Source organism: Streptomyces sp. NBC_00178 (assembly GCF_036206005.1).
GTDB lineage: Bacteria > Actinomycetota > Actinomycetes > Streptomycetales > Streptomycetaceae > Streptomyces.
In genome coordinates this window covers 3811465-3834674 of sequence record NZ_CP108143.1, presented here as the reverse complement: position 1 = coordinate 3834674, position 23210 = coordinate 3811465, and the positions used below count along the sequence as shown (strand labels likewise).

The 23210-nt window shown below is 71.5% G+C and carries 20 protein-coding genes and 1 tRNA gene; 15 read left to right on the top strand and 6 right to left on the bottom strand.

All coding sequences use genetic code 11. The features are described 5' to 3' along the window. Nucleotides 1-58: 58 nt before the first annotated feature. Nucleotides 59-1558, bottom strand: coding sequence for a S1C family serine protease (locus OHT61_RS16595; protein WP_329039243.1), 1500 nt, complete (start codon nucleotides 1556-1558; stop codon nucleotides 59-61). A gap of 197 nt (nucleotides 1559-1755) precedes the next feature. Between OHT61_RS16595 and OHT61_RS16590 the strand changes: the two genes are divergently transcribed. The 3 genes from OHT61_RS16590 (at nucleotide 1756) to OHT61_RS16580 (ending at nucleotide 4571) form a co-directional block, all read left to right on the top strand. Further along, nucleotides 1756-2583: a glycerophosphodiester phosphodiesterase family protein gene (locus OHT61_RS16590; protein WP_329039241.1), complete on the top strand. Its 828-nt coding sequence runs from the start codon at nucleotides 1756-1758 to the stop codon at nucleotides 2581-2583. A gap of 140 nt (nucleotides 2584-2723) precedes the next feature. Next, complete coding sequence (locus OHT61_RS16585; protein WP_329039239.1) at nucleotides 2724-3332, top strand: ATP-binding protein; 609 nt, start codon at nucleotides 2724-2726, stop codon at nucleotides 3330-3332. Between the two features lie 273 nt (nucleotides 3333-3605). Beyond that, nucleotides 3606-4571, top strand: a complete 966-nt coding sequence (locus OHT61_RS16580) for a DUF5926 family protein (RefSeq protein WP_329039238.1) — start codon at nucleotides 3606-3608, stop codon at nucleotides 4569-4571. A gap of 689 nt (nucleotides 4572-5260) precedes the next feature. Here OHT61_RS16580 and OHT61_RS16575 read toward each other — a convergent pair. Next, nucleotides 5261-5944, bottom strand: a complete 684-nt coding sequence (locus OHT61_RS16575) for a bifunctional DNA primase/polymerase (protein ID WP_329039237.1) — start codon at nucleotides 5942-5944, stop codon at nucleotides 5261-5263. A gap of 656 nt (nucleotides 5945-6600) precedes the next feature. Here OHT61_RS16575 and OHT61_RS16570 point away from each other — a divergent pair. Continuing rightward, nucleotides 6601-7971 carry a PP2C family protein-serine/threonine phosphatase gene (locus OHT61_RS16570; protein WP_329039234.1) on the top strand — a complete coding sequence of 457 codons (1371 nt, stop codon included), beginning with the start codon at nucleotides 6601-6603 and terminating at the stop codon, nucleotides 7969-7971. Between the two features lie 98 nt (nucleotides 7972-8069). Next, entirely contained in the window at nucleotides 8070-9533 is a 1464-nt protein-coding gene (locus OHT61_RS16565) for an aminopeptidase P family protein (protein ID WP_329039232.1), read from the top strand. A gap of 49 nt (nucleotides 9534-9582) precedes the next feature. On the opposite strand, the gene OHT61_RS16560 is transcribed toward OHT61_RS16565, so the two are convergent. Further along, complete coding sequence (locus OHT61_RS16560; protein ID WP_329039230.1) at nucleotides 9583-10143, bottom strand: ATP-binding protein; 561 nt, start codon at nucleotides 10141-10143, stop codon at nucleotides 9583-9585. 259 nt (nucleotides 10144-10402) lie between these two features. Between OHT61_RS16560 and OHT61_RS16555 the strand changes: the two genes are divergently transcribed. From OHT61_RS16555 to OHT61_RS16510, 10 genes are all read left to right on the top strand, one after another. Beyond that, entirely contained in the window at nucleotides 10403-11197 is a 795-nt protein-coding gene (locus tag OHT61_RS16555) for a hypothetical protein (protein ID WP_329039228.1), read from the top strand. A gap of 102 nt (nucleotides 11198-11299) precedes the next feature. Continuing rightward, nucleotides 11300-12037 (top strand): YcnI family copper-binding membrane protein, encoded by a 738-nt coding sequence (locus OHT61_RS16550; RefSeq protein ID WP_329039226.1) that lies wholly within the window; start codon nucleotides 11300-11302, stop codon nucleotides 12035-12037. Nucleotides 12038-12082: 45 nt separating this feature from the next. After that, nucleotides 12083-12739, top strand: coding sequence for an SCO family protein (locus tag OHT61_RS16545; RefSeq protein WP_329039224.1), 657 nt, complete (start codon nucleotides 12083-12085; stop codon nucleotides 12737-12739). Beyond that, on the top strand, nucleotides 12736-13182 hold the full coding sequence (locus tag OHT61_RS16540) for a copper chaperone PCu(A)C (RefSeq protein WP_329039222.1): 447 nt from the start codon (nucleotides 12736-12738) through the stop codon (nucleotides 13180-13182). The genes OHT61_RS16545 and OHT61_RS16540 overlap by 4 nt, the downstream gene beginning before the upstream one ends. Before the next feature lie 9 nt (nucleotides 13183-13191). Beyond that, a complete protein-coding gene (locus OHT61_RS16535; RefSeq protein ID WP_329039220.1) occupies nucleotides 13192-15237 on the top strand; it encodes a copper resistance CopC/CopD family protein in 2046 nt (681 codons plus the stop codon). 29 nt (nucleotides 15238-15266) lie between these two features. Continuing rightward, nucleotides 15267-16550, top strand: a complete 1284-nt coding sequence (gene efeB, locus OHT61_RS16530) for an iron uptake transporter deferrochelatase/peroxidase subunit (protein ID WP_329043285.1) — start codon at nucleotides 15267-15269, stop codon at nucleotides 16548-16550. A gap of 31 nt (nucleotides 16551-16581) precedes the next feature. After that, nucleotides 16582-17517: a prephenate dehydratase gene (gene pheA, locus OHT61_RS16525; protein WP_329039217.1), complete on the top strand. Its 936-nt coding sequence runs from the start codon at nucleotides 16582-16584 to the stop codon at nucleotides 17515-17517. Nucleotides 17518-18110: 593 nt separating this feature from the next. Then, on the top strand, nucleotides 18111-19388 hold the full coding sequence (serS, locus tag OHT61_RS16520; protein WP_329039216.1) for a serine--tRNA ligase: 1278 nt from the start codon (nucleotides 18111-18113) through the stop codon (nucleotides 19386-19388). Next, the gene (locus OHT61_RS16515) at nucleotides 19385-20215 is read left to right on the top strand and encodes an HAD family hydrolase (protein ID WP_329039215.1); all 831 of its coding nucleotides are present in this window, start codon (nucleotides 19385-19387) and stop codon (nucleotides 20213-20215) included. The genes serS and OHT61_RS16515 overlap by 4 nt, the downstream gene beginning before the upstream one ends. Before the next feature lie 306 nt (nucleotides 20216-20521). Then, on the top strand, nucleotides 20522-21088 hold the full coding sequence (locus OHT61_RS16510) for a DUF3291 domain-containing protein (RefSeq protein ID WP_329039213.1): 567 nt from the start codon (nucleotides 20522-20524) through the stop codon (nucleotides 21086-21088). Between the two features lie 54 nt (nucleotides 21089-21142). Here OHT61_RS16510 and OHT61_RS16505 read toward each other — a convergent pair. The 3 genes from OHT61_RS16505 to OHT61_RS16495 all read right to left on the bottom strand — a co-directional run bounded on the left by OHT61_RS16505 (nucleotide 21143) and on the right by OHT61_RS16495 (nucleotide 23196). Then, a tRNA-Ser gene (locus OHT61_RS16505) sits at nucleotides 21143-21228 on the bottom strand. Nucleotides 21229-21512: 284 nt separating this feature from the next. Then, the gene (locus OHT61_RS16500; RefSeq protein WP_329039211.1) at nucleotides 21513-22196 is read right to left on the bottom strand and encodes a hypothetical protein; all 684 of its coding nucleotides are present in this window, start codon (nucleotides 22194-22196) and stop codon (nucleotides 21513-21515) included. Between the two features lie 280 nt (nucleotides 22197-22476). Further along, entirely contained in the window at nucleotides 22477-23196 is a 720-nt protein-coding gene (locus OHT61_RS16495; protein WP_329039210.1) for an ABC transporter permease, read from the bottom strand. Between the last annotated feature and the right edge of the window lie 14 nt (nucleotides 23197-23210).

The window sequence follows — 23210 nt, the reverse complement described above, 5'->3', positions numbered from 1 at the left end:
CTTCGGAGCCGGTCCCGGTGTCCCGGGTCCGGCTCGATGCGTGGAACAGCCTATCGGGTCAGCTGTCGCCCTTGCGCTCGCCCAGGGTGACTTCGGCCGTCGCCGTCTTTCCGTCGCGCTTGTAGGTGAGCGTCACCTTGTCGCCGGCCTTGTGGGTCCAGATCTCGCCGATCAGGGTCGGTCCGCTGTCGACCACCGTGTCGTCGAACTTGGTGATCACGTCGCCGGCCTTGAGGCCCGCCTGGGCCGCCGGGCCGTTCGGGGTGACGGCGGGGCTGCCGCCCGCGCCCTCCTCCGAGATGACGGCGCCGCCGGTCTTCTCGTCCATCGTGACCGTCGCGCCGATCACCGGGTACACCGGCTCACCGGTCTTGATCAGCTGCTCGGCGACGTTCTTCGCCTGGTTGACCGGGATGGCGAAGCCGAGGCCGATGGAGCCGGCCTGCGACTGGCCGACACCGCCGCCGCTGGTGGACTGGATGGCGGAGTTGATGCCGATCACCGCGCCGCCCGCGTCCAGGAGCGGGCCGCCGGAGTTGCCCGGGTTGATCGAGGCGTCGGTCTGCAGGGCGCTCATGTACGAGTTCTTGCTGCTGGACCCGTCACCCGAGGCCACCGGGCGGTGCTTGGCGCTGATGATGCCCGTGGTGACCGTGTTGGACAGGCCGAACGGTGCGCCGATCGCGATGGTGGAGTCGCCCACGGCGACCTTGTCGGAGTCGCCCAGGGCCAGCGGAGTCAGTCCGTCCGGGGCGTTCTTCAGCTTCAGCACGGCCACGTCGTAGCCCTGGGCGCGGCCGACCACCTCGGCGTCGTACTTCTTGCCGTTGGAGAAGGTCGCGGTCAGCTGACCGCTGTCCGCCGCGGAGGCCACCACGTGGTTGTTGGTGAGGATGTGGCCCTCCTTGTCGTACACGAAGCCGGTGCCCGTACCGCCCTCGCCGTCGCCGGACTGCGCGTCGATGGTGACCACGCTGGGCAGCGCGCGCGCCGCGACGCCCGCGACCGTGCCCGCGGCGCGCTTGAAGTCCTTGGGGCTGTTCGAGGCGGCGACCGTGGTCGATCCGGAGGAGGAGCCCGAGTCGCTGCTGTCGGCGGCCCAGTAACCGAGGGCCCCGCCCACGCCGCCCGCGACGAGGGCCGCCACGGCGACCGCGGCGACCAGGCCGCCCGCGCGGCGCTTGCGCGGGTGCTCGGGCGCCGCGTGCGCGGGCGCACCCCAGGCGGGCGGGCTGCCGCCGTCGGCGTACGAGGGGATGGCGGGCGCGGGCGGCGGCCAGGCACCGGAGCCGGAGGGGGCGTGCTCCGGTGCCGGCGGGGTGTAGGGGTACTGCGGGTACTGCTCGTGCCCGGCGGAAGCCTGCCCGGCTTCTGGCTGGTGCGCGGCCGGAACCTGCGTCGTCGGCGCGTCCGCGGGCGTGGCGGGCGGGGCCCCCGGCGCGGGCGGACCCTCCTGCGGGGTGCCCTCAGGAGCGGCAGCCGGCACGGGAGGTGCGGACGGAACAGACGGTACGGACGGACCCGCGGTGCCCTCGTTGCCCTCGTTCTCGGTGCTCACAGCTCTTTACTCCTCGGTTCCACTCGGCGTTCGGCAAGAGATCCGCTGTGCACGTGTCTGCGGTCAGCTTTTCCCACAGCACGTCAGGCCACTGTAAGCAGGACCTGTGCATCCGCACACCAATCTTTACATCAGGCAAAACGGTCGTACGCAACAAGGTGTCGGCACTCGCCGCGTCCCGGTGGCACGATGGCGCCGTGACGCACGCACGCCTACCCTCCGAACAGGCTCCCATCCAGGTCATCGCCCACCGCGGCGCCTCGGAGGACGCTCCCGAGCACACGCTGGCCGCGTACCGGAAGGCCATCGAGGACGGGGCCGACGCCCTGGAGTGCGATGTACGCCTCACCGCCGACGGGCAGCTCGTCTGTGTCCACGACCGCAGGGTGAACCGCACGTCCAACGGCCGGGGGGCGGTCTCCGCCCTGGAGCTGGCCGATCTGGCCGCGCTCGACTTCGGTTCCTGGAAGGACCACGAGGAGTCCCCGGACTGGGATCCGGCGCCGGGTGAGTTCACGTCCGTCCTCACGCTCGAACGTCTTCTCGAACTGACCCATGACACACGAGCGGCCGGCCGGCCGCTCCAACTGGCCATCGAGACGAAGCACCCCACCCGCTGGGCCGGTCAGGTCGAGGAGCGGCTGCTCCACCTGCTCAAGCGCTTCGGCCTGGACGGGCCGCCCGCCGAGGGGCCGCCCCCCGTGCGCGTCATGAGTTTCTCCGCCCGCTCCCTCTACCGGGTGCGGGCCGCAGCCCCCGCGCTGCCGACCGTGTTCCTGATGCAGTTCGTCTCCCCCAGACTGCGCGACGGCCGGCTCCCGGCGGGGGCCCGGATCGCGGGCCCCGGGATGCGGATCGTACGCAACCACCCCGCGTACATCGAACGCCTGCACCGGGCGGGTCACCGGGTGCACGTCTGGACGGTGAACGAGCCGGAGGACGTCGACCTCTGCGTGAACCTCGGAGTGGAAGCAATCATCACGAACCGCCCCAAACAGGTCCTGTCGCGACTTGGCCGTTCTTAACATCAGTTACACGGTGTGCCCCGGCGCATTCACTCCGCATTCGATCGTTACGAGTGCATCACTGCCAGGGCTTTGGCCGGTTTCCGGCGCATCCCAGGAGGGCATCCAATCCCTGGCGTGGGGCAAAGGAGGTCTCGGGGGTGGCGTTTGTGGTGGCACAGGAAGTGCCGACGTCGTCGAGCATGGCCGTACCCCATGGCCCGGCGGGTGTGGGTCAGGCGAGGCACCGTATGCGCGAGCAACTGCGCAGCAACGGGGTCTCGGACACCGTGGTCGACGACGCTGTACTGATTCTCTCGGAACTCCTCAGCAACGCCTGCCGGCACGGCAGACCGCTGGGGACGCACACGGAGGTGGGCGACGGCGACATCCGGGCCGCGTGGCGCGTGGACGGAGAGGGCGACCTGACCGTCGAGGTCACGGACGGCGGCGGACCGACCAGGCCCGTCCCCTCGACGCCCTCGGTCACCGCCCGCGGCGGGCGCGGGCTCAACATCATCAGCGCCCTCGCCCGGGAATGGGGCGTGCGGGACGACCCGGCGGGTGAGGTCACCGTCTGGGCACTGGTCCCGGCGGCTCACGGGCGTCGCGGGTTCAGCGCAACCGGCCCCGGCCGTACGGCGGCCGCACGCCGTGACGCGCCCTGCGGGCCGAACGGCCTGGAGGGGCTCACCGCGCTGGGAGGGCTCGGCTCACTGGACGGACTCGAACTGGCCGCCGCTCTCGACGCCTTCGACGACGCCGGCTGAGAACCCCGCACGACGACGTCGGCCGGCCGCTCCGCGACGACGTCGGCCGGCTGCTCCGCGACGATGTCGTCCGGGTGCTCCGCGACATCATCGGCCGACGGCCCCGCGAGAACACCGGCCGCGAGCTCCGCGGCCCGGCCCGGTCGGCGAGCCCGAGGGCCGTCTGCGGACGGACGGGCGGCCGGGCACCGCGACATGTGGGCCCCGGGTGATGACGGGGACGGCTAGGCTCGCGCCCGAGACCGCACTGTCGCAATCGGGAGAACGTCCACCATGGCCAAGAAGCGCCCTCAGTCCAAGGCCGGGAAGCCGCAGCTCAAGGATGGTGAAATCCCGGTCGTCGGGGCACGTGAGCCCTGCCCGTGCGGTTCGGGCCGCCGTTACAAGGCGTGTCACGGGCGCGCCGCCGCCCACGCCGTGACCGAGCTGGTCCAGCGCCCCTTCGAAGGACTCGCCGGCGAGTGCGACTGGATCGCCCTGCGCGAGCTCGTCCCCGCCGCCACCGTCGGCCTGACGCTCACGGGCGGACTGCCCGAGGGCGTGCCCTCCGTGACGCTCGCGACCGTACTGCCGATGGCCTGGCCCGCGCTGCGCCGTGACGACGGCTCCGTCCTGCTGGCCCTGCAGAACGACACCTCGTCCGGCGACCTCAGCCGCGACCTGGCGGACACCCTGCAGCGGGCACTGGAGGCCGAGCCCGGTTCACCGGTCGCAGCCCGCCGTGTCCCGGCGGACGGCCCGCGCCTTCAGGACGTACTCGACCCCGACGCGGCGTTCGAACCCGTCGTGCACACGGGCTTCGAGTTCTGGGTCCCGGACGCGGAGAACGCCACGGCGGAGGTGTCGGCCTCCCTGGAACGCGCCAACGCGGCCGCCATCCCCACCACCCGGCTCGCCGGCGTGGACGCCGCCTACTGGTGCGAGACGCCGGAGAAGAACCACCTGCGCTGGGTCATGCCGCACCCCGAGGAGCAGCTCCTCGACGCCCTCGCCCGTCTGCACGCCGCGGGCACCTCCTCGCTCGGCGAGGGAACCCGCCTCGTCGGCTCGTTCCGCGCCCACGGGCTCATGGTCCCGGTGTGGGACCTGCCGAGCGCGATGGGCGCCGAGGAGTGCGAGAAGCCCGCGGCGCAGTTCGCGGAGCGGCTCTCGGAGGCCCTCGCGTCCGACGCCCCGCTCACCGCCGACGAGCGCCGGGCCCGCGGCGGACTCACCAACCGCCAGGTGACGCTCAGCTGACAGGGGCGACGCGGGGACCCGTCGGTGACTCCCGTCACAACTCCCCGTGCCCGTCGGTGAATAGCTGACCGAATAGACGAGATCGAATTTGCTCACGGCAGATCTCTTGTTACGGTTCTGGAAGTCCGGTCGCTGGTGCATCCCCCGTCGCCAGCGGCCGGACGTCCTCGTTTCCGGGCCCGGGCGGCCACGGCGCACGCCGGAGCGCACGGTGGCCCCGGGGCCTGCGGCAACCACCCCGGCCCGCCACCGGCTTCGGCCCCTTCGCGCCCGCGGCGGCACAGGTCCGACAGCTCTTCGGGCCCGGTGCACGGGCCAGGTCCGGGCCCGCGCGCCGATGTGCGCCCCCACAGAGCCGATGGCCCCGGGCCGTTGGCTTTCGGACAGAATTCCTGGATCTCCGCCCGCGCCGCGAATGCACCGGCAGCACCCCGGAAAACATCCGGACCGCCACCACCGCGCGCACCGTCTCCGCTCCCCGCGGAAAGAGCGTCAGAAAGCGCGGTGTGAGAGCCTTCTCGCCCTGCGGAACGGGACGACAGGGCGCGCAAGCCTCCTCCGGCCACACGCGGTACGCGGACGGCCCACGCTCTCGCGGGTGAGCCGCCCGATCCGTTCCGTGTCCCGCGTCCGCGTATCGCACGGTGCCGTGCCCGACCGCGGGTGTGCCGTCGGGAAGGCCTCGCCGGTCAGTACGAGAGCCGGCTGCCGCCGTCCGGGGCGCTGTTGCTCGCCTCGACGAGCGCGTCCAGGACCGTCTCCACATCGGGAAGCCACGGTGCCGCGTCCCCCGCGGCCGGCGGACGCTCCCAGCGCACCTGCCCCGTGCCCACCTCGGACGGGGGCAGGACCACGTACCCGCCCTCACCGTGGAACCGCAGGGAGCTGGGCACCCGGTCCATGGCGTGCAGGAGCTCCCCGAGGCGTTCCAGCGTGTACGGGGCGACCATCAGCGACCACCGGGTCGGGGTCGCGACGACGGGCCCGAGCCGAAGACCCATGCGGTCGAGGGCGGTCAGCGCACGGGCGCCGGCCACGGCCGGAAGGCTCAGCGCGCAGGGGGCCGCACCGCCGGTCGACAGGACGACGGGAGCGCCGGGACGGTTGGTCCACCACCAGCGCACCATGCGCGCGTCGGTGGTCGCCGCGAGGAGACCGGGGTCGAAGGGATGCGCGCCGGGCACGGCGCACTCGGGGTCGGGACAGGCGCAGCCGCGACCGCGTTCGCCGCGCACGGCGCCCGCGGCCAGCCCCACTCCCGGGAGCACGGGCCACTTCCAGACGGTGGCACAGGTCAGCGCCGCGTCGAGCTGGGCGGAGCTTTCCTTGCGCCGGGGCCGGCGCCTGCGTCGCCTTCCGAGGATCTCGCGCATGAGCGCTCGTTCCTTTCCGTTGAACGCCGAGGTCCACATCACACCACGTGTGCGTCACACCACGTGTGCGTCTCTTCGCCGTGCGTGCTTGCTCATCGGGATTTCGGGCACGGACGAACCGCCGATGCCGAACGTGAGCCGAGCCGAGCAGAGTGGAACCGAACAGAATGGGGCTGAGCCGAGTCGAGCCGGGTTGAGCCGAGCCGAGTCCAGTTGAAACATCGCGCGGTCGGCGTGCGCATCGCGCGTGCCGTCCCTTGTGCTGCCCCGCCACTCAGGGGTGGGCGGGCGGCCGTCATCGGTGAGGACGTCCGGGCTCGCTGTCGGGTTCCGGGGCGATCGCAACTGCCCCTGGCCATCCACGGTTACGTACCCAGCATGCCCGGGATGACGCTCCCTCCGGCACTTCACCCCGAGGGTTCCCGCTGTCGAGCAGGCCCAGTCGATCGCAAATAGCCGCCCAGGGGTGCATTTTTTGGCCAACTTGACAGACGCCACGGACACCATAAATCCGCTGGGGACAATGCTGGACATCGCCTCACTTGTGCGTGTAGATGTGGGGACGTGTCCATGCGGATGCACTGATAGCGGCGCAGAACGACATGGGGGTTTGCGATGCTATTCGACAGAACGCACAGGTCGGAAAGCCGGCCCTCATGAGCGCCCCCCACCTGCCGAAAGTGGCCGGAATCGATCCCATGGTTCCCGTTTCAACGCACACTGACGCGCCGCTGAGAGAAGTAGCCCCCGCACCCGGGGTGTTCCTCCAGGACCGCCTGGCCGGCTGGGTCTCCGATCTGACCACCCTGCACGAGCTCACGGAGCGGCTGGCCGGAACCGGCTCCCTGGACCACGCCCTGCCCGAACTCCTGAGCGCCGGCGCCGCCCTCGTCGGCGCCGCCCGGGGGCTCCTCGTCCTCGAACCCGCCGACGGTGCGGGCCCGGTCCGCACCATCGGACTCGGCCTCGCCCACGCGGAGCTCGGCCACATCGAGACCGTGCCCCGCAGCGCCACCCCGTACGGCCGCTTCCTCGACGGCCTGGCCGACACCGACAAGCCGCTGGCCAGCCCGGACATCCTCGGTGACGTCGGCCTGGACCCCCGTTGCCGCGAGGTCGCCGCCCGCCTCGGTTACGCCGCGAGCTACGCCCTGCCCCTCGGCACCGACGCCACCGGGCGGCTCGGCGTGGCCGTCTGGCTCTACGACGAACCCGCCCAGCCGCTGGAACGCCAGTGCCATCTCGCCGGCGTGTACGCCCGCTACGCGTCCGCACACCTCGCCCGCCTGCTGGAACTGGAACGCTCCAGGGCGGACACGGCCGTGATCGCCGAGGAACTCCTGCCCACCCGGCTGCCCCGCGTGCCCGGCGTACGGCTGGCCGTGCGCCACCGCACCGGCGAAGGCGGCGGAGGCGACTGGTTCGACGCACTGCCCCTCCCCGACGACGCGCTCGGGCTGGCCGTCGGCTCGGTCGGCGGGTCGGGACCGGCCGCCCTGGCCGCGACGGGGCGGCTCCGAGCGGGGCTGCGCGCCTACGCCGTGATGGAGGGCGAGGACCCCGTCGCCGTACTCTCCGACCTCGAACTCCTGCTGCGGCTCACCGAACCCGCGCGGGCGGCGACCGCCCTCTACGCGTACTGCGAACCCGAACGGCGCGCCGTCGTGTTCGCCGGCGCAGGGCACACGCCCCCGCTCGTGATCGGCGACCGGCGCGCCGAATTCGTGGAGACGACGCTGTCCGCGCCCCTGGGCATGCTGTCCTGCTGGGAGGCGCCGAGCGTGGAGTTCACGGCAGCGCCGGGCGAGACGTTCCTGCTCTACACCGACGGCCTCCTGCGCCGCGCCGGCGACTCCATGGACCGCGCGTTCGCACGGCTCCGCGCGGCGGCGGCCGCGGTGCCGAGGCCCGCCCGCCAGGACCCGGGGGCCGTCGCCGACCACATCCTGCGGACCGTACTCCCGGTGGACCAGGGCAGGAGCGACACCGGCGAGGACGTCGTCCTGCTGGCCGCCCGCTTCGACTGACGGCCGCCCCGGACGCGTAATAGTTCCTCCGCACCTGTGCCCCCTTCCGTACGCCCGTACGATGGGCACGGCCCAGTGTCATAAAAGGAGGACAAATCGTGTCTGAGGAGCTCACCCCGGAGACCCCGGAAACAGCGGAGACAGAGCCGATCAAGCAGCGGAAGAACGGCCTGTACCCGGGCATTTCCGATGAGCTCGCCGAGAACATGAAGTCCGGCTGGGCCGACACCGAGCTGCACGGCCTGGAGCCCATCGCCCAGGCCCCGCGGACCGCCGCCCGCCGCGCCGCGCTCTCCGCGCGCTTCCCGGGCGAGCGCCTGGTGGTGCCCGCGGGCAATCTGAAGACCCGCTCCAACGACACCGAGTACGCCTTCCGGCCCTCCACCGAGTACGCCTACCTCACCGGTGACCGGACCCAGGACGGCGTCCTGGTGCTGGAGCCCACCGAGGACGGGCACGAGGCCACGGTCTACCTGCTGCCCCGCTCCGACCGTGAGAACGGCGAGTTCTGGCTCAACGGACAGGGCGAGCTGTGGGTCGGCCGCCGCCACTCCCTGAGCGAGGCCGAGCAGCTGCTGGGCATCCCGGCGAAGGACGTCCGCGAGCTCGCGGCGGCGCTGGCCGAGGCCACCGGCCCGGTCCGCAACGTCCGGGGGCACGACGCCGGCATCGAGTCCGCCCTGACCGACAAGGTCACCGCGGAGCGCGACGAGGAACTGCGCGTCTTCCTCTCCGAGGCCCGTCTGGTCAAGGACGACTTCGAGGTCGCCGAGCTCCAGAAGGCCTGCGACGCCACGGCCCGCGGCTTCGAGGACGTCGTGAAGGTCCTCGACAAGGCCCAGGCCACGAGCGAGCGCTACATCGAGGGCACCTTCTTCCTGCGCGCCCGCGTCGACGGCAACGACATCGGCTACGGCTCGATCTGCGCCGCCGGTCCGCACGCCACCACGCTGCACTGGGTGCGCAACGACGGCGAGGTCCGCCCCGGCGAGCTCCTGCTGCTCGACGCCGGCGTGGAGACCGACGAGCTCTACACCGCCGACGTGACGCGGACGCTGCCCATCAACGGCACCTTCTCCCCGCTGCAGCGCAAGATCTACGACGCGGTGTACGAGGCCCAGGAGGCGGGCATCGCGGCGGTGAAGCCCGGCGCCGCCTACCGCGACTTCCACGACGCCGCGCAGCGGGTGCTCGCCGAGAAGCTGGTCGAGTGGGGCCTGCTCGGCGACCTCTCCGTGGAGAAGGTGCTGGAGCTGGGTCTGCAGCGCCGCTGGACGCTCCACGGCACCGGGCACATGCTCGGCATGGACGTCCACGACTGCGCCGCCGCGCGCACGGACTCCTACGTCAACGGCACGCTGGAGGCCGGGGTCTGCCTCACGGTCGAGCCGGGGCTGTACTTCCAGGCCGACGACCTGTCCGTGCCCGAGGAGTACCGGGGCATCGGTGTCCGGATCGAGGACGACATCCTCGTCACCGAGGACGGCAACCGGAACCTGTCCGCCTCGCTGCCGCGCCAGGCCGACGAGGTCGAGGCATGGATGGCCGGGCTCAAGGGCTGACACGGGCGGGCGCGGGAATCTCCGCCCGCGCTGTTGGAGGGCGCGCTGCTCACGACACCATGAGCAGCGCGCCCTCCCGCCATTTCAGGATCTTGTCGAAGCTCACCACGGCGCCCCGCCCCGGGCGGTTGCCGAAGTGGACGTGATCGGCGAGCTCCTCGATCAGGCAGAGTCCCCGGCCGCTCTCCGCGGTCTCCGGAGGGTGCTCCGCGGTCCACGCCGGCGGCGCGTCGCACGGTGGACGGACGGCGGACGACTGCTGGTCCGAGTGGCCTGCGGCCGGCTGCGCCGCGGGGCGAAGCGCGCGCCGCGCGGGGAAGCCGGGTCCCGAGTCGGCGACTTCGATACGGCACTTCTCGCCGTCCAGATAGGCGGTGACCCGGTACTGCCCGCAGGCGTGGCCGGACCGCTCGTGGCCGGCCACCCCGTCGGCGTCGTCACGTCCGCCGTGCTCGACGGCGTTCGCACAGGCCTCGCTGAGCGCGACGGAGAGGTCGTAGGAGATGTCCGGGTCCACCCCGGCGGTCTCCATGGTGCCGAGCAGGAAACGCCGGGCGAGCGGGACGCTCGCAGCCTCGCGCCGCAGATGCAGTGACCACCACATGCTCATGCTCCAGCCTCCTGGCTGCGGCTCGACATACCGTTACGTATTGCCGGGGAGAACCCTCCGTAAGCACAAATCCCCTGTGACAGCGCTCATTCGGCGGATGCGGATATTCCGCTCGTCGGTGTATACCCGGCCGGACGAGGGCCGCGGAGCGTGCGTGAACAGGTGCAACACCCCCCGATCACTCCCGGATGAGGACGGATGCCGACCTTCCGGACCTGCCGTACGGGACCGGGGGGCCGGGTGCGATGATGACCCGGCCATGTCTATCCCCGTCGCACGAGCCGGAGCCGGTATGCGGCTTCTGAGGACCGCGGTGTTCACCGCGGTCTGTGTCGTGCTCGCCGCGGCCGGACACGGGATGGCCTCGGGCACGGGCGTCTCCGGATGGCCCCTGGCGGCCGGTTTCGCCGGGGTGTTCGTCGTGGCGGCCGCACTCGCCGGACGCGAGCGGACCCTCCTGTCGATCACCGCCGCTCTCGCGGCCGGCCAGGTCGCCCTCCACGTCCTGTTCGGGCTGGGGCGGCACGCGCCCGGCGCCGCGGCGGACGACTCGCTGGTCCGCTTCGCCGCAGGACTCGTATGCGGCGAAGGTCCGACGCGGCTGAGCGCCGGTGAGGCCCACCGCATCGTGACGACCGCCGGGATCGACCCCGCGACCGTGACCCAGGGGCACGCCCACCTGGCCGCCGGGGCCGACCCGGTGTCCATGGCGTCGATGACGACCGGGCTGCCCAGCCTGCCGATGTTCCTGGGCCATCTGCTCGCCGCGGTCGCCACGGGCTGGCTGCTGCGGCGCGGGGAGATCGCACTCTTCCGGCTGGCCGGGATCTCGGCCAGGGGCGGCAGGCAGCTCGCCGCCGGGGCCCGGCTCCGGGCGCTGCGCGCGGCGATGGCCCTGGTGCGCGCCCTGCGCGCGGGGCTCCCGGGGCAGCTCACGGCCGTGCCGCCCTTCCCCCGCACCGGCACTGACGCGCATGTGCCCGCGACCGGGGATCCTCTGCAGCACCTGGTGATCAGGCGCGGGCCGCCGCCCGTATACGTACGCGCAGCCTGACACGACCTCCTCCGCCGGACCCGGTGAAGAGGCGGTCGTGATGCCGTCGTGCGTCCGCGCGCCGGAACACCTTTCGCCTCGTCCTGTGGAGTGATCACTGCCATGAACGTTTCCCGCATCGCCATCGCCGGCGGCGTCGCCGCCTCCGCCGTCGTACTGCTCGCCGGTACCGCGTCCGCGCACGTCAGCGTGCAGCCGCAGGGAGCGGCCGCCAAGGGCGGTTACGCCACCGTCAACTTCAAGGTCCCCAACGAGCGCGACAACGCCTCGACCGTGAAGCTCGAGGTCAGCTTCCCGGCGGACCACCCCCTTGCGTCGGTCAGCCCGCAGCCGGTGGCCGGATGGAAGATCGACGTCACCAAGAGCAAGCTGGCCAAGCCGCTCGACGTCCACGGCAAGAAGATCAACGAGGCCGTCTCCAAGGTCACCTGGACCGCTGAGGGCGACGGGATCAAGGCGGGCTTCTTCCAGCAGTTCCCGCTCTCCGTCGGACAGCTGCCCGAGGACGCCGACCAGCTGGTCTTCAAGGCGCTCCAGACGTACAGCAACAAGGAGGTCGTCCGCTGGATCGAGGAGCCCACCGAGGGCGGGGAGGAGCCCGAGAACCCCGCTCCCGTCCTCGCCCTGACGGCTCCCGTGGAAGGCGCGCACGGCGCCGCCGCGGACGACAAGAAGGACGACCACGCCGCCGAGGCGAAGGAGAAGACGGCGGCCACCGAGACCGCGTCCTCGTCGAACAGTGACAGCACCGCCCGGGTCCTCGGCATCGTCGGCATCGTCGTCGGCGTCGCGGGCGTGGCGTTCGGCGTCCTCGCGGGCCGTCGCCGCACCGCCGCCTGATCCGACAGGAACACCCACTCGTACGACAGATCAGGGATCAGCTCCATGCACAGCAAGAAGACGGTGCTGGCCGCGGCGTTCGCCGCCGTGGCCGCACTGACCCTGTCGGCATGCGGCAGCGGCGAGGGCCCGGCGGACAAGTCCGTCGCCGACGTCTCCGCCCAGCCCCCGTCCAAGCCGGGGACCGTGCTCGACCAGCCGTTCACCAAGCCCGACCTCGTCCTCACCGACACGCACGGCGAGAAGTACGACCTGCGTGCACGGACCAAGGGCAAGCCGACCCTCATCTACTTCGGCTACACCAACTGCCCCGACGTCTGCCCGCTGACCATGAGCAACATCGCGCTCGCCAAGCGCGCCCTGCCCAAGGCCCAGCAGGACGCACTCCAGGTCGTCTTCGTCACGACCGACCCCGAACGGGACACCCCGGCCTCCCTGGGCAGCTGGCTCAAGGCCCAGGACCCCGGCTTCACCGGCCTCACCGGCGACTTCGCGGCCATCCAGGCGGGAGCGCGGCAGATCGGCATCGGCATCGACCCGCCGAAGAAGGAGAAGGACGGCACGGTCGTCTCGATGCACGGTGCCCAGGTCATCGCCTTCTCCCCGAAGACCGACCAGGGTTACGTGCTCTACGGCGAGGACACCACGGCCGAGGACTACGAGAAGGACCTGCCGAAGCTCGTCGAGGGGGCGACCCCGTGAGGCGCCGCAAGGCCGTCGCGGGGACGCTGACGCTCGCCACCGGGCTGGCCCTGACCGCGTGTTCGTCGGACGGTCCCCCGCGTCTGGAGGTCACCGGGGCGTTCATGCCGCAGCCCGTCAGCGACATGGCGGCCGGATTCCTCCTCGTCAGGAACAGCGGCGGGGCCACCGACCGGCTCACCTCGGTGACCAGTTCGCTCTCCGACCACGTCTCCATCCACGAGACGCGGAATCAGACGATGCGGATGGTCACGTCCTTCGAGGTGCCCGCCAACGGCGAACTCGACCTCGAACGCGGCGGCAACCACATCATGTTCACGGACCTGAAGCAGCGGCCCAAGCAGGGCGAGACGGTCTCCGTGGAACTGCACTTCGAGAAGGCCGACCCCATCAAGGTCGACATTCCCGTGAAGGAGACCACCTACAACCCGAAGAAGCAGTGAGGTACTGACATGACAGCCACCGCCCCGCACTTCGGTCCCTCCCCGGCACGACGGCCGCTCGCCGCGGTCGCGCTCCTCGCCGCCCTGATCGGCCTGCTGTACGGCCTGGTCCTGGCCGGCGCGAGCCCCGCGTCCGCGCACGCCGCCCTCACCGGGAGCGACCCGCAGGACGGGGCGGTGGTCGCCACCGCCCCGGAGGAGGTCACCCTCACCTTCTCCGAGCAGATCGCCATGGGCGACGACTCGATCCGGGTCCTGGACCCGGACGGCAAGCGCGCCGACGACGGCGCGCCACGCGACCTCACGGCAGGCGGTGCGGTGCGCTACGGCGTCGCACTCCACAACGGCCTGCCCGACGGCACCTACACCGTGGCCTGGCAGGCCGTCTCCGCGGACAGCCACCCCGTGTCCGGAGCCTTCACCTTCTCCGTCGGCGCACCCTCCGAAACCACCGTGGCCCTGCCCTCCTCGGGGGCCGGCGGGGGCCTCGTGGGGGCGCTGTACGGCATCGCGCGCTACGCCGCGTACGCCGGATTCATCCTGCTCGCGGGCGGATCCGCCTTCGTGCTCGCGTGCTGGCGGCGCGGGGCGGGCTCCCGGCCCCTGCAGCGGCTCGTCGTACGCGGCTGGATCACCCTCACCGCCTCCACCCTGGCGATGCTGCTCCTGCGCAGCCCCTACACCGGTTCCGGCAAGCTCGCCGACGCCTTCGACCTCGACGGACTGCAGGCGGTGCTGGACACCAAGCCGGGAGCCGCGCTGGTCTCGCGGCTGCTGCTCCTGGGCGCCTCGGCCCTCTTCATCGCCGTGCTCTTCGGGGCGTACGCCAAGCGCGAGGAGGGGAAGGAGAAGCAGGACCTCACCTTCGGACTCGCGATCGGCGGCGCGGTCATCGCGTCGGGCATCGCCGGTACGTGGGCCCTGGCCGAGCACGCGTCGACGGGCGTCCAGCCCGGCATCGCCATGCCGGTCGACGTGCTCCACCTGCTGGCCGTGGCCGCCTGGCTGGGCGGTCTCGCCGCGCTGCTGGTCGCCCTGTACCGGGCGCCGGACATCACGAGCGGTGCCGTACGGCGGTTCTCCCGGATGGCGTTCGGCAGCGTGGTCGTCCTCGCCGCGACCGGGATCTACCAGTCCTGGCGGCAGGTCGGCTCCTGGTCCGCCCTGACCGGCACCCGCTACGGACAGCTCCTGCTGCTGAAGGTGGCGCTCGTCGCCGTACTGGTGGGCGTCGCGTGGATCTCACGGCGGTGGACGGCACGGCTGACCGCGGGGGCCGCATCCGGCGACCCGGTTCCGGCCACGGCCGGGAGCCCGCAGGACGAGCAGGACGGCACGGCCGCCGCCGGGAGCGCGGGTTCCGCCGACGCGTCGGACGCCCGGACGGCCACGGCCGCTTCGGATGCGGCGGTCACCACGGTCGTCGCCCCGGCCGGGGCGACCGCCGGGGGCGGCACGGGCGGGGACGACGTCGATCCGGAGCGGGCAGCCCAGCTCTCCCGGCAGCAGGCCGCTCTGACCGCGACGAAGGAGAAGCGCGCCCGGGACGCCGACCCGGAACGCTCCGGGCTGCGCCGCTCCGTGCTGGTGGAGACCGGCATCGCGGTGGTGCTGCTCGTGGTGACGACGATCCTCACGTCCACCGAGCCCGGCCGTACCGAGGAGGAGGCGGCCCGCGGCAGCACCACGGCGGCGGCCACGCCGGTGACCGGCGGACAGGTGTCCGCGAGCCTCCCCTTCGACACCGGCGGCCGGGGCGGGAAGGGCACCGTGCGCATGGACATATCGCCGGGGGGAACCGGGTCCAACAACGTGCACCTCTGGATCGAGGCCCCCGGCAGCCTTCCCATGGACGTACCCGAGGTGAAGCTCGCCTTCACCCTGGTCTCCAAGGACATCGGCCCCCTCCCGGTGGTCCCCGAACGCCTCACCGAGGGGCACTGGACGGCCGCGAACGTACAGATCCCGATGGCCGGCGACTGGAAGGTCTCGGTCACCGTGCGGACGTCGGACATCGACCAGGCGACCGTCCACAAGAACGTGAAGATCGGCTGAGCAAGGTGAACACGAAGAAGGACAGGTCAGTGGCGGGGCGTCCCGCCGACGCCCGCCGCGACGCGTCAGGAGGCCCGGGAGCCCTCTCCCGGCGGCGGCTGATCGGCGGCGCCGGAGCCGCGGGCGCGGCGGGCCTGGTCCTCGGTGCGGCAGGTGGAGCGGGTGGTTATGCCGCGACCCGCGATGACGGACCGACGGCGCTGACCACGGTCGGCGCGACCGAGGCGATGTTTCACGGGAAACATCAAGCGGGGATCACCACTCCGCTTCAGGCCCGCGGGCATCTGATCGCGTTCGATCTCGCCCCGGGCTCCGGGCGCGGGGAGGCCGCCGCCCTGATGCGCCGCTGGTCGGCCGTGGCCGCGGCGCTGATGGCCGGCGAGCCGGCGGACGGCCACGGACACGACACAGGGGTGGCGCTGGACGCGGGCCCTTCCTCCCTGACGGTCACCTTCGGCTTCGGGCGCACCTTCTTCGACCGCACGAATCTGACCGACCGCAGGCCGCCGGCCCTGGACCCGCTGCCCGCCTTCTCCTCCGACCACCTCGATCCGAAGCGGTCCGACGGGGACCTGTGGGTGCAGATCGGCGCCGATGACGCGCTGGTCGCGTTCCACGCGCTGCGCGCGCTCCAGAAGGAGGCCGGAACGGCCGCCCGCGTGCGCTGGCAGATGAACGGCTTCAACCGCACCCCCGGGGCCACGGACCGGCCGATGACCGCGCGCAACCTGATGGGCCAGGTCGACGGCACGAACAACCCGAAACCGGCGGAGAGCGACTTCGACGAGCGGATCTTCGTGCCGTCCTCGGGCCCCTCGGCCCACTCCTGGATGGCGGGTGGTTCGTACGTCGTCGTGCGGCGGATCCGGATGCTCCTCGACGACTGGGAGGAGCTGACGGTGGAGCGGCAGGAGCAGATCATCGGGCGGCGCAAGGCCGACGGCGCTCCGCTCAGCGGCGGCTCGGAGACCACGGCGATGGACCTGGACAAGGCGGGGCCGGACGGCGAGCTGCTCGTACCGGGCAACGCCCATGCGCGGATCTCCTCCCCGGAGAAGAACGGGGGCGCCGCGATGCTGCGCCGGCCGTTCTCGTACCACGACGGCATCTCGGACGACGGGACCCCGGACGCGGGACTGCTGTTCGTCTGCTGGCAGGCCGACCCGTTCAAGGGGTTCATCCCGGTGCAGCGCAAGCTCGACCGGGGGGACGCGCTCTCGCCGTTCATCCGTCACGAGGCCAGTGGTCTCTTCGCCGTCCCCGGCGGCGCGACGTCCGGGGAGTACGTGGGACAGCGGCTGCTGGAGGCGTGAGGCGGCCGGCGTGGGCCACTAGGGTGACCGCATGTCAGCCACGCGTTACGCCTACCTCGGCCCCGAAGGCACCTTCACCGAGGTCGCCCTCCGCACCCTGCCCGAGGCCGCCACCCGGGAGCTCGTGCCGATGGTCTCCGTGCCGGCCGCACTGGACGCGGTGCGGTGCGGAGAGGCGGCCGCGGCTCTCGTCCCCATCGAGAACTCCGTCGAGGGCGGTATCAGCGCGACGCTCGACGAGCTGACCACGGGCGCCCCGCTGATGATCTACCGCGAGGTCCTCCTCTCCATCACGTTCGCGCTGCTGGTGCGTCCCGGGACGAAGCTGTCGGACGTCAGGACCGTCACCGCCCATCCGGCCGCGCAGCCCCAGGTCCGCAACTGGATGGCGGCCCGTCTGCCCGACGCGGTGTGGGAGTCGGCGGCCTCGAACGCCGACGGGGCCCGGCTGGTCCAGGAGGGACGCTTCGACGCGGCCTTCGCCGGCGAGTTCGCGGCGGCGACCTACGGACTCGAACCCCTGGTGACAGAGATCCACGACGCGGAGAACGCCCAGACCCGCTTCGTGCTGGTCGGACGTCCGGCCAGGCCGTCGGCGCCGACGGGGGCGGACAAGACCTCCGTGGTCATCTGGCTCGGAGACGACCGCCCGGGCGCCCTGCTCGAACTGCTCCAGGAGTTCGCCGTACGCGGGGTCAACCTGATGCTGATCCAGTCCCGGCCCACCGGGGAGGGCATCGGGAACTACTGCTTCGCCGTGGACGCGGAGGGGCACATCGCCGACCGCAGGGTCGGCGAGGCGCTCATGGGGCTGAAGCGCGTCTGCCCCAACGTGCGGTTCCTGGGTTCCTATCCACGGGCCGGAGTCACGCCCCAGGACATCGGCGCCCTGCGGGCCGGGACGTCGGACACGGATTTCACGGAGGCGTCCGACTGGCTGGCGCGCAGCCAGGACGGCAGAGTCTGAGGAGCCGGGCAGGCCCCGATCACGGGCGTCGGTGCCCCACGCACACGCCACCGGCTCGTTGCACACAGAGTTATCCACAGGGGGCACCTGCAACCTGGGGACAAGTCGACACCGCAAAGCGACATGGTCGACAAATCGTCTCAGGAGACCTAGATCACCCGCAGGGTCATACCTCGCCCGTGTCGGCCTAATTCCCTTGATCAACGCATGGGAACGACGAATACCCACCCGAATGAGTGCACGGATCAGGTTTGAGGTGCGAATCCTTGTCCCGTCATGCCGCTTTCGGAACGATCTCTTCCGATGTCCACAGATCTTCTTCACAGCCTGTGGATAACTAAATGGATCATCGCCCGCCTGTGGACAAGCGGCCCCGGAGGGGCGCCCTCAACTCCCGCCGCACACAACGCCGATACGGAACATCACGGGCCGGCCATTACCTTTCCGGGGCAATGGGGCCGTTTATCGACGCGTGCCGGCCCTGGAGCCTCCATGATTGCCTCCAGGATTGTCGATTCCGGCAATTCGGGCAAAGCGCCGCGCTCGGTGATATCGGTTCGAGGGGCGGATCCCCGCACCGGTAGCCTTGTGGGGTGATTGACCTTCGCCTGCTCCGTGAGGACCCCGACCGTGTTCGCGCCTCCCAGCGCGCCCGTGGAGAGGACGTCGCGCTCGTCGACGCCCTGCTCTCCGCCGACGAGCTGCGCAGGTCGTCCGGCGTCCGCTTCGACGAACTCCGCTCCGAGCAGAAGTCGCTCGGCAAGCTGGTCTCCAAGGCCACCCCCGAGGAGCGCGCCGAGCTCCTCAAGAAGGCCGAACAGCTCAAGTCCGAGGTCAAGGCCGCCGACGCCGCGCAGGACGAGGCGGACGCCGAGGCCAAGCGACTTCTCCTGCTCCTCGGCAACATCGTCCACGAGGACGTGCCGGTCGGCGGCGAGGAGGACTTCGTCGTCCTGGAGACGCACGGCACGATCCGTGACTTCGGCGCCGAGGGCTTCGAACCCAAGGACCACCTGGAGCTCGGCGAGGCCCTGGGCGCCATCGACATGGAGCGCGGCGCCAAGGTCTCCGGGTCACGCTTCTACTACCTGACGGGTATCGGCGCGCTGCTCGAACTCGCCCTGGTCAACGCGGCGATCGCCCAGGCCACCGAGGCCGGCTTCGTGCCCATGCTGACCCCTGCGCTGGTGCGCCCGCGTGCCATGGAAGGCACGGGATTCCTCGGCCAGGCCGCGGAGAACGTGTACCACCTGGAGAAGGACGACTACTACCTGGTCGGCACCTCCGAGGTCCCCCTCGCGGCGTACCACATGGACGAGATCATCGACGCCGACAAGCTGCCCCTGCGGTACGCCGGCTACTCGCCCTGCTTCCGCCGTGAGGCGGGCACCTACGGCAAGGACACCCGCGGGATCTTCCGCGTGCACCAGTTCGACAAGGTCGAGATGTTCTCGTACGTCGACCCGGCCGACGCCGAGGCCGAGCACCGCAGGCTCCTGGACTGGGAGAAGCAGTGGCTCACCGGTCTGGAGCTGCCGTTCCAGGTGATCGACGTCGCGACCGGCGACCTGGGTGCCTCGGCGTCCAGAAAGTTCGACTGCGAGGCGTGGATCCCCACCCAGGGCAAGTACCGCGAGCTGACCTCCGCGTCGAACTGCGACGGTTTCCAGGCCCGCCGGCTCTCCGTCCGCATGCGCGACGGCAAGAAGGTCCAGCCGCTGTCGACGCTCAACGGCACGCTCTGCGCCGTCCCGCGCACGATCGTGGCGATCCTGGAGAACCACCAGCTGCCCGACGGATCGGTCCGCGTGCCCGAGATGCTCCGGCCGTACCTGGGCGGGCGCGAGCTGCTGGAACCGGTCTCCAAGTGACGTTCCCCTACAAGCTCGTCGCGACCGACCTCGACGGCACCCTGCTGCGTGACGACCACACCGTCTCCCAGCGGACCCGGGAGGCGCTGGCCGCGGTCACCGCGGCCGGTGCGGCGCACATCGTCGTCACGGGCCGCGCGGTGGCCTGGACCCGGCACATCCTGGACGACCTGGGCTACGACGGGCTCGCGGTGTGCGGGCAGGGCGCGCAGGTCTACCACGCGGGCGAGCACAGGCTGCTGACCTCGCTCACGCTCGACCGGCAGCTCGCCGGGCTCGCGCTGTCCAAGATCGAGGCGGAGGCCGGTCCGCTGGCCCTGGCGGTCAGCCGCGACGGGCTCGACGGGGAGGTGCTGGTCGGCCCCGGATACCGGGTCCAGGAAGGGCCGGTACCCGCCCAGTACATGAAGGACCCGGCCGAGATGTGGGCCGCCCCCCTGAACAAGATCTACCTGCAGCACCCCGAGCTCGACGACGACGCACTGGCACGGACCGCGCGCCAGGCCGTCGGCAGCCTGGTGGACGTGGTCATGGCGGGACCCGGTGTGGTGGAGATCCTTCCCCTGGGGCTGAGCAAGGCGACCGGCCTCTCGCTGGCCGCCCGCAGGCTGGGGCTCAAGGCGTCCGACACACTGGCCTTCGGCGACATGCCGAACGACATCCCGATGTTCGGCTGGGCCCGGCACGGGGTCGCCATGGCCAACGCGCACGACGAGCTGAAGGCCGTGGCGCACGAGATCACCGCGTCGAACGAGCACGACGGCATCGCGGTCGTGCTGGAGGAACTGCTGCGCTCCGCCTCGCGCGGCCAGGGCGACGTGCACTAGGAAACACAGGGGCACATGACAGGGAGGCGCCCGGCCGGAGTTCTCGGCCGGGCGCCTCCCTGTCATGTGCCGTGGGCCGTGTGCCGTCTGCCGTGTGTCGTCTGCCGTGTGCGCCGCCCCGGCCCCGGCGGCCGGCAGCGGTACTCACCGTTCCGCCCGGCAAGTGGTCCGCCCAGAAGGCCACTTGGGCGGAGAAAGCGCAACTTCGACAGGGAGGGAAGAGGCGGCTACCTTCGCCTGGTCTTCGGCGATCGCCCTCACACCGCACCGGAGTTCCTCCACCAGGCCCCGACCAGGGAGAGACGCATGCCCCAACTCGCTCTGTACACATTCGGCGTTCTCAAGTCGCCCCTCGCCGATCCCACGCCTCTCACCCGCGAGTTCTACGACCTGGGCGAGGCCGTGTACCGGCAGATCGGCCGGCACCCCGGATACCTCGCGCGGGCCGAAGCGGTGGACGGTCGCCCGGGCGAGCTCTTCGACGCCGACTGGGGTGCGTGGGGGGAGTTCGCCGCACCCTCCTGGTACGACAAGGGCCACACGCCGGAGACCACAGCCCTGGCCACGCCCCTCTCCCTCTGGACCGGCCTGCGCGCCGCCTTCGACGCCATCTACACGGGCCTACACCGTGAGGCGCTGAACAGGCGTTACGACTGGTTCGAGAGGACGGAGCACCCGAACCACGTGTTCTGGTGGGTCCCCGACGGCGTGACGCCCACCTGGCGGGACGGGGTCTCCCGGCTGGACCACCTCGGCGTCCACGGCCCCGCGCCGCGCGCCTTCACCTTCCACGACTCCTTCGACCCGGAGGGGAATCCGAGTCGTATCAGGGACATCGGGCCGAGGAGCGGGCACTGTGACGAGGAAGCCTGAACGGGGTACTCCCGGGACCGGCGGGCGGCCGCGTGGCGCCGGTCCCGGATGCTGCGGAGGATGCGCGGATCGAACGCGCGCGGGGATGTGCCCCGACGACGGCTTAGCAAGCCGCTGCCTTACCACTCGGCCAATCCTCCGGGAGGTGGCCGCGCGATGCGCATGAAGGGCCACCCGGGGGTCCTGCGAAGGCGCACCGCCGCGCAGCCGATGAGGCTACCGCGGTACCGGCCCCGGACCACCCTGCCGGGAACGTGACGGACTCGGACTGCTGGTCATCGCCACGCTCCTCTCCCGGTCACCGTGTGCGCCGTCGTTCTGCGCCGTCCCCTCACTGTGCCCGAGCCACACCTCCGGGGACCACCCGTTTTCTCCTCGGTGGCCCGCGCGGCCGGGCCGGCCTCAGGCGTCGCGGCCTCCCGCGTCACCGAGTCGCCGCATCACCGAGTCGCTCGACGAGGTCGCCCAGACGGGATTCGAGCCGGACGACGCCCAGTGACACGTCGGTGAGCCGGAGGCTGATGGCGCCGACCACCTGATGGCTGCGATCGGCCCTGTGGTCGAGCGAGTCGAGCCGCTGGGACATGCGCCCCAGCACGGGGGCCAGCTCCTGGAGCGCGCTTCCCACGTCGACGAGGCAGCCCTCGATCCGGGTGACCCGCCGGTCCAGGGACGCATAGGACGTCCTCAGGTCCTCCTGGGCATCGAGCAGGTGCGTCCGGACGCTGCGGGCGACATCACTTTCGCGAAGAAGCATGGCAACGTTGAGGACCGCCCGACGGGTGTACAGCCGCAGCCTCGTGCCCACCTGTGGATGACTTCCGGGCCGGTCGCCCTTCCATGGCGACATCGTGTCGCTGTGGAAGATTCGCACTTCAGAGCCTCGGAGCACGCGCATTCCATTGCTGAGCAGCTCCTGCTGATGCCGGTCGGTGAGCCGCCTGACCGAGGCTGTGGATACTTCGAAGTAGTGGGCCACGTCCTCTGTGCGGACGTGAATTCCATCGGGGAGCATGACCAGGCTCTTGACCTTGTCGAGGACCTCGACGCGGCCCATCTGCTCGACCCGGAGCGCGGGGGATTCGAGCAGGGCGACCTCTGTGGGCATGGGTATGCCTTTCGTGCGCGGGAACGGCAGGAACGGCCCTGTCCCCGGGCTGAGAGGGCGGAGGGCGCTCACGGTTGCCACCTGCTCGATGACCGGCCGGCGGGCACTGCCTCACCGGTGCCGGCGTTCCCCTGATTCACGAAAGCTCGACGCCACGGATTCCAGTTGCCTCCACGCACCCCGCTCAACGAGCGGGGCGGCCCGCGGACACGTACAGCGATCCGCGCCCCACATGGAACAACCCCCGCCCACAGGGCGGGGGTTGCACGGGATCCGGCTCTCACTCCTCGCCGGCGAGCTTCAGCGCCCGGAGCTTCTGTCCGGCGTACCACGTCGCGACGACCGTGACACCGACCAGCAGCAGGGTCGCCAGCGGCAGACCGACGTCCGAGGTCACCAGCCCGTCACCGGCGACCTTCTCGGCCACCGAGAGGGACCACTGCTGGACACTGAGCGTCCGCGCGCCCGGCACCAGACTGCCGAAGAGCGCCTCCCACACCAGCGCGTACACGAGGCCGAAGACGACCGCGTGCCTGCTCACCGTGCCGAGCAGCAGGAACAGCGCGCTGTACGCGATCGAGGCGACCAGGGCAGCGATCGTGTAGGCGACGGCGATCTGCCCGCCGTTGCCGTTGAGGACGAGGCCCGCGATCAGGGTGGGCAGGGCCGAGAACATCATCGTCACGCCGACGGCCACGATCAGCTTGGTGAAGATGATCGTGGGCCGCTTCACCGGCTTGGCCAGCAGGTAGACGATGGAACCGTCGTCGATCTCCGGCCCGATGGCACCGGTCCCCGCGATGACGCCGATCAGCGGCACCATCGTGGCGAGGGCGAAGCCGCCCAGCACCCCGGAGGCCACGCCGTCGTCGGCTCCGGCGAACGCCCGCACCGCCACGGCGATGGCCACGAGCAGAACGGGCAGGACGAACAGGATGGCGGCCCGGCGCCGGCCGAGCAGGGCCCGGTAGGTGAGCCGGGCGACTGTGGGGTCGTACATGACGCTTCACAGCT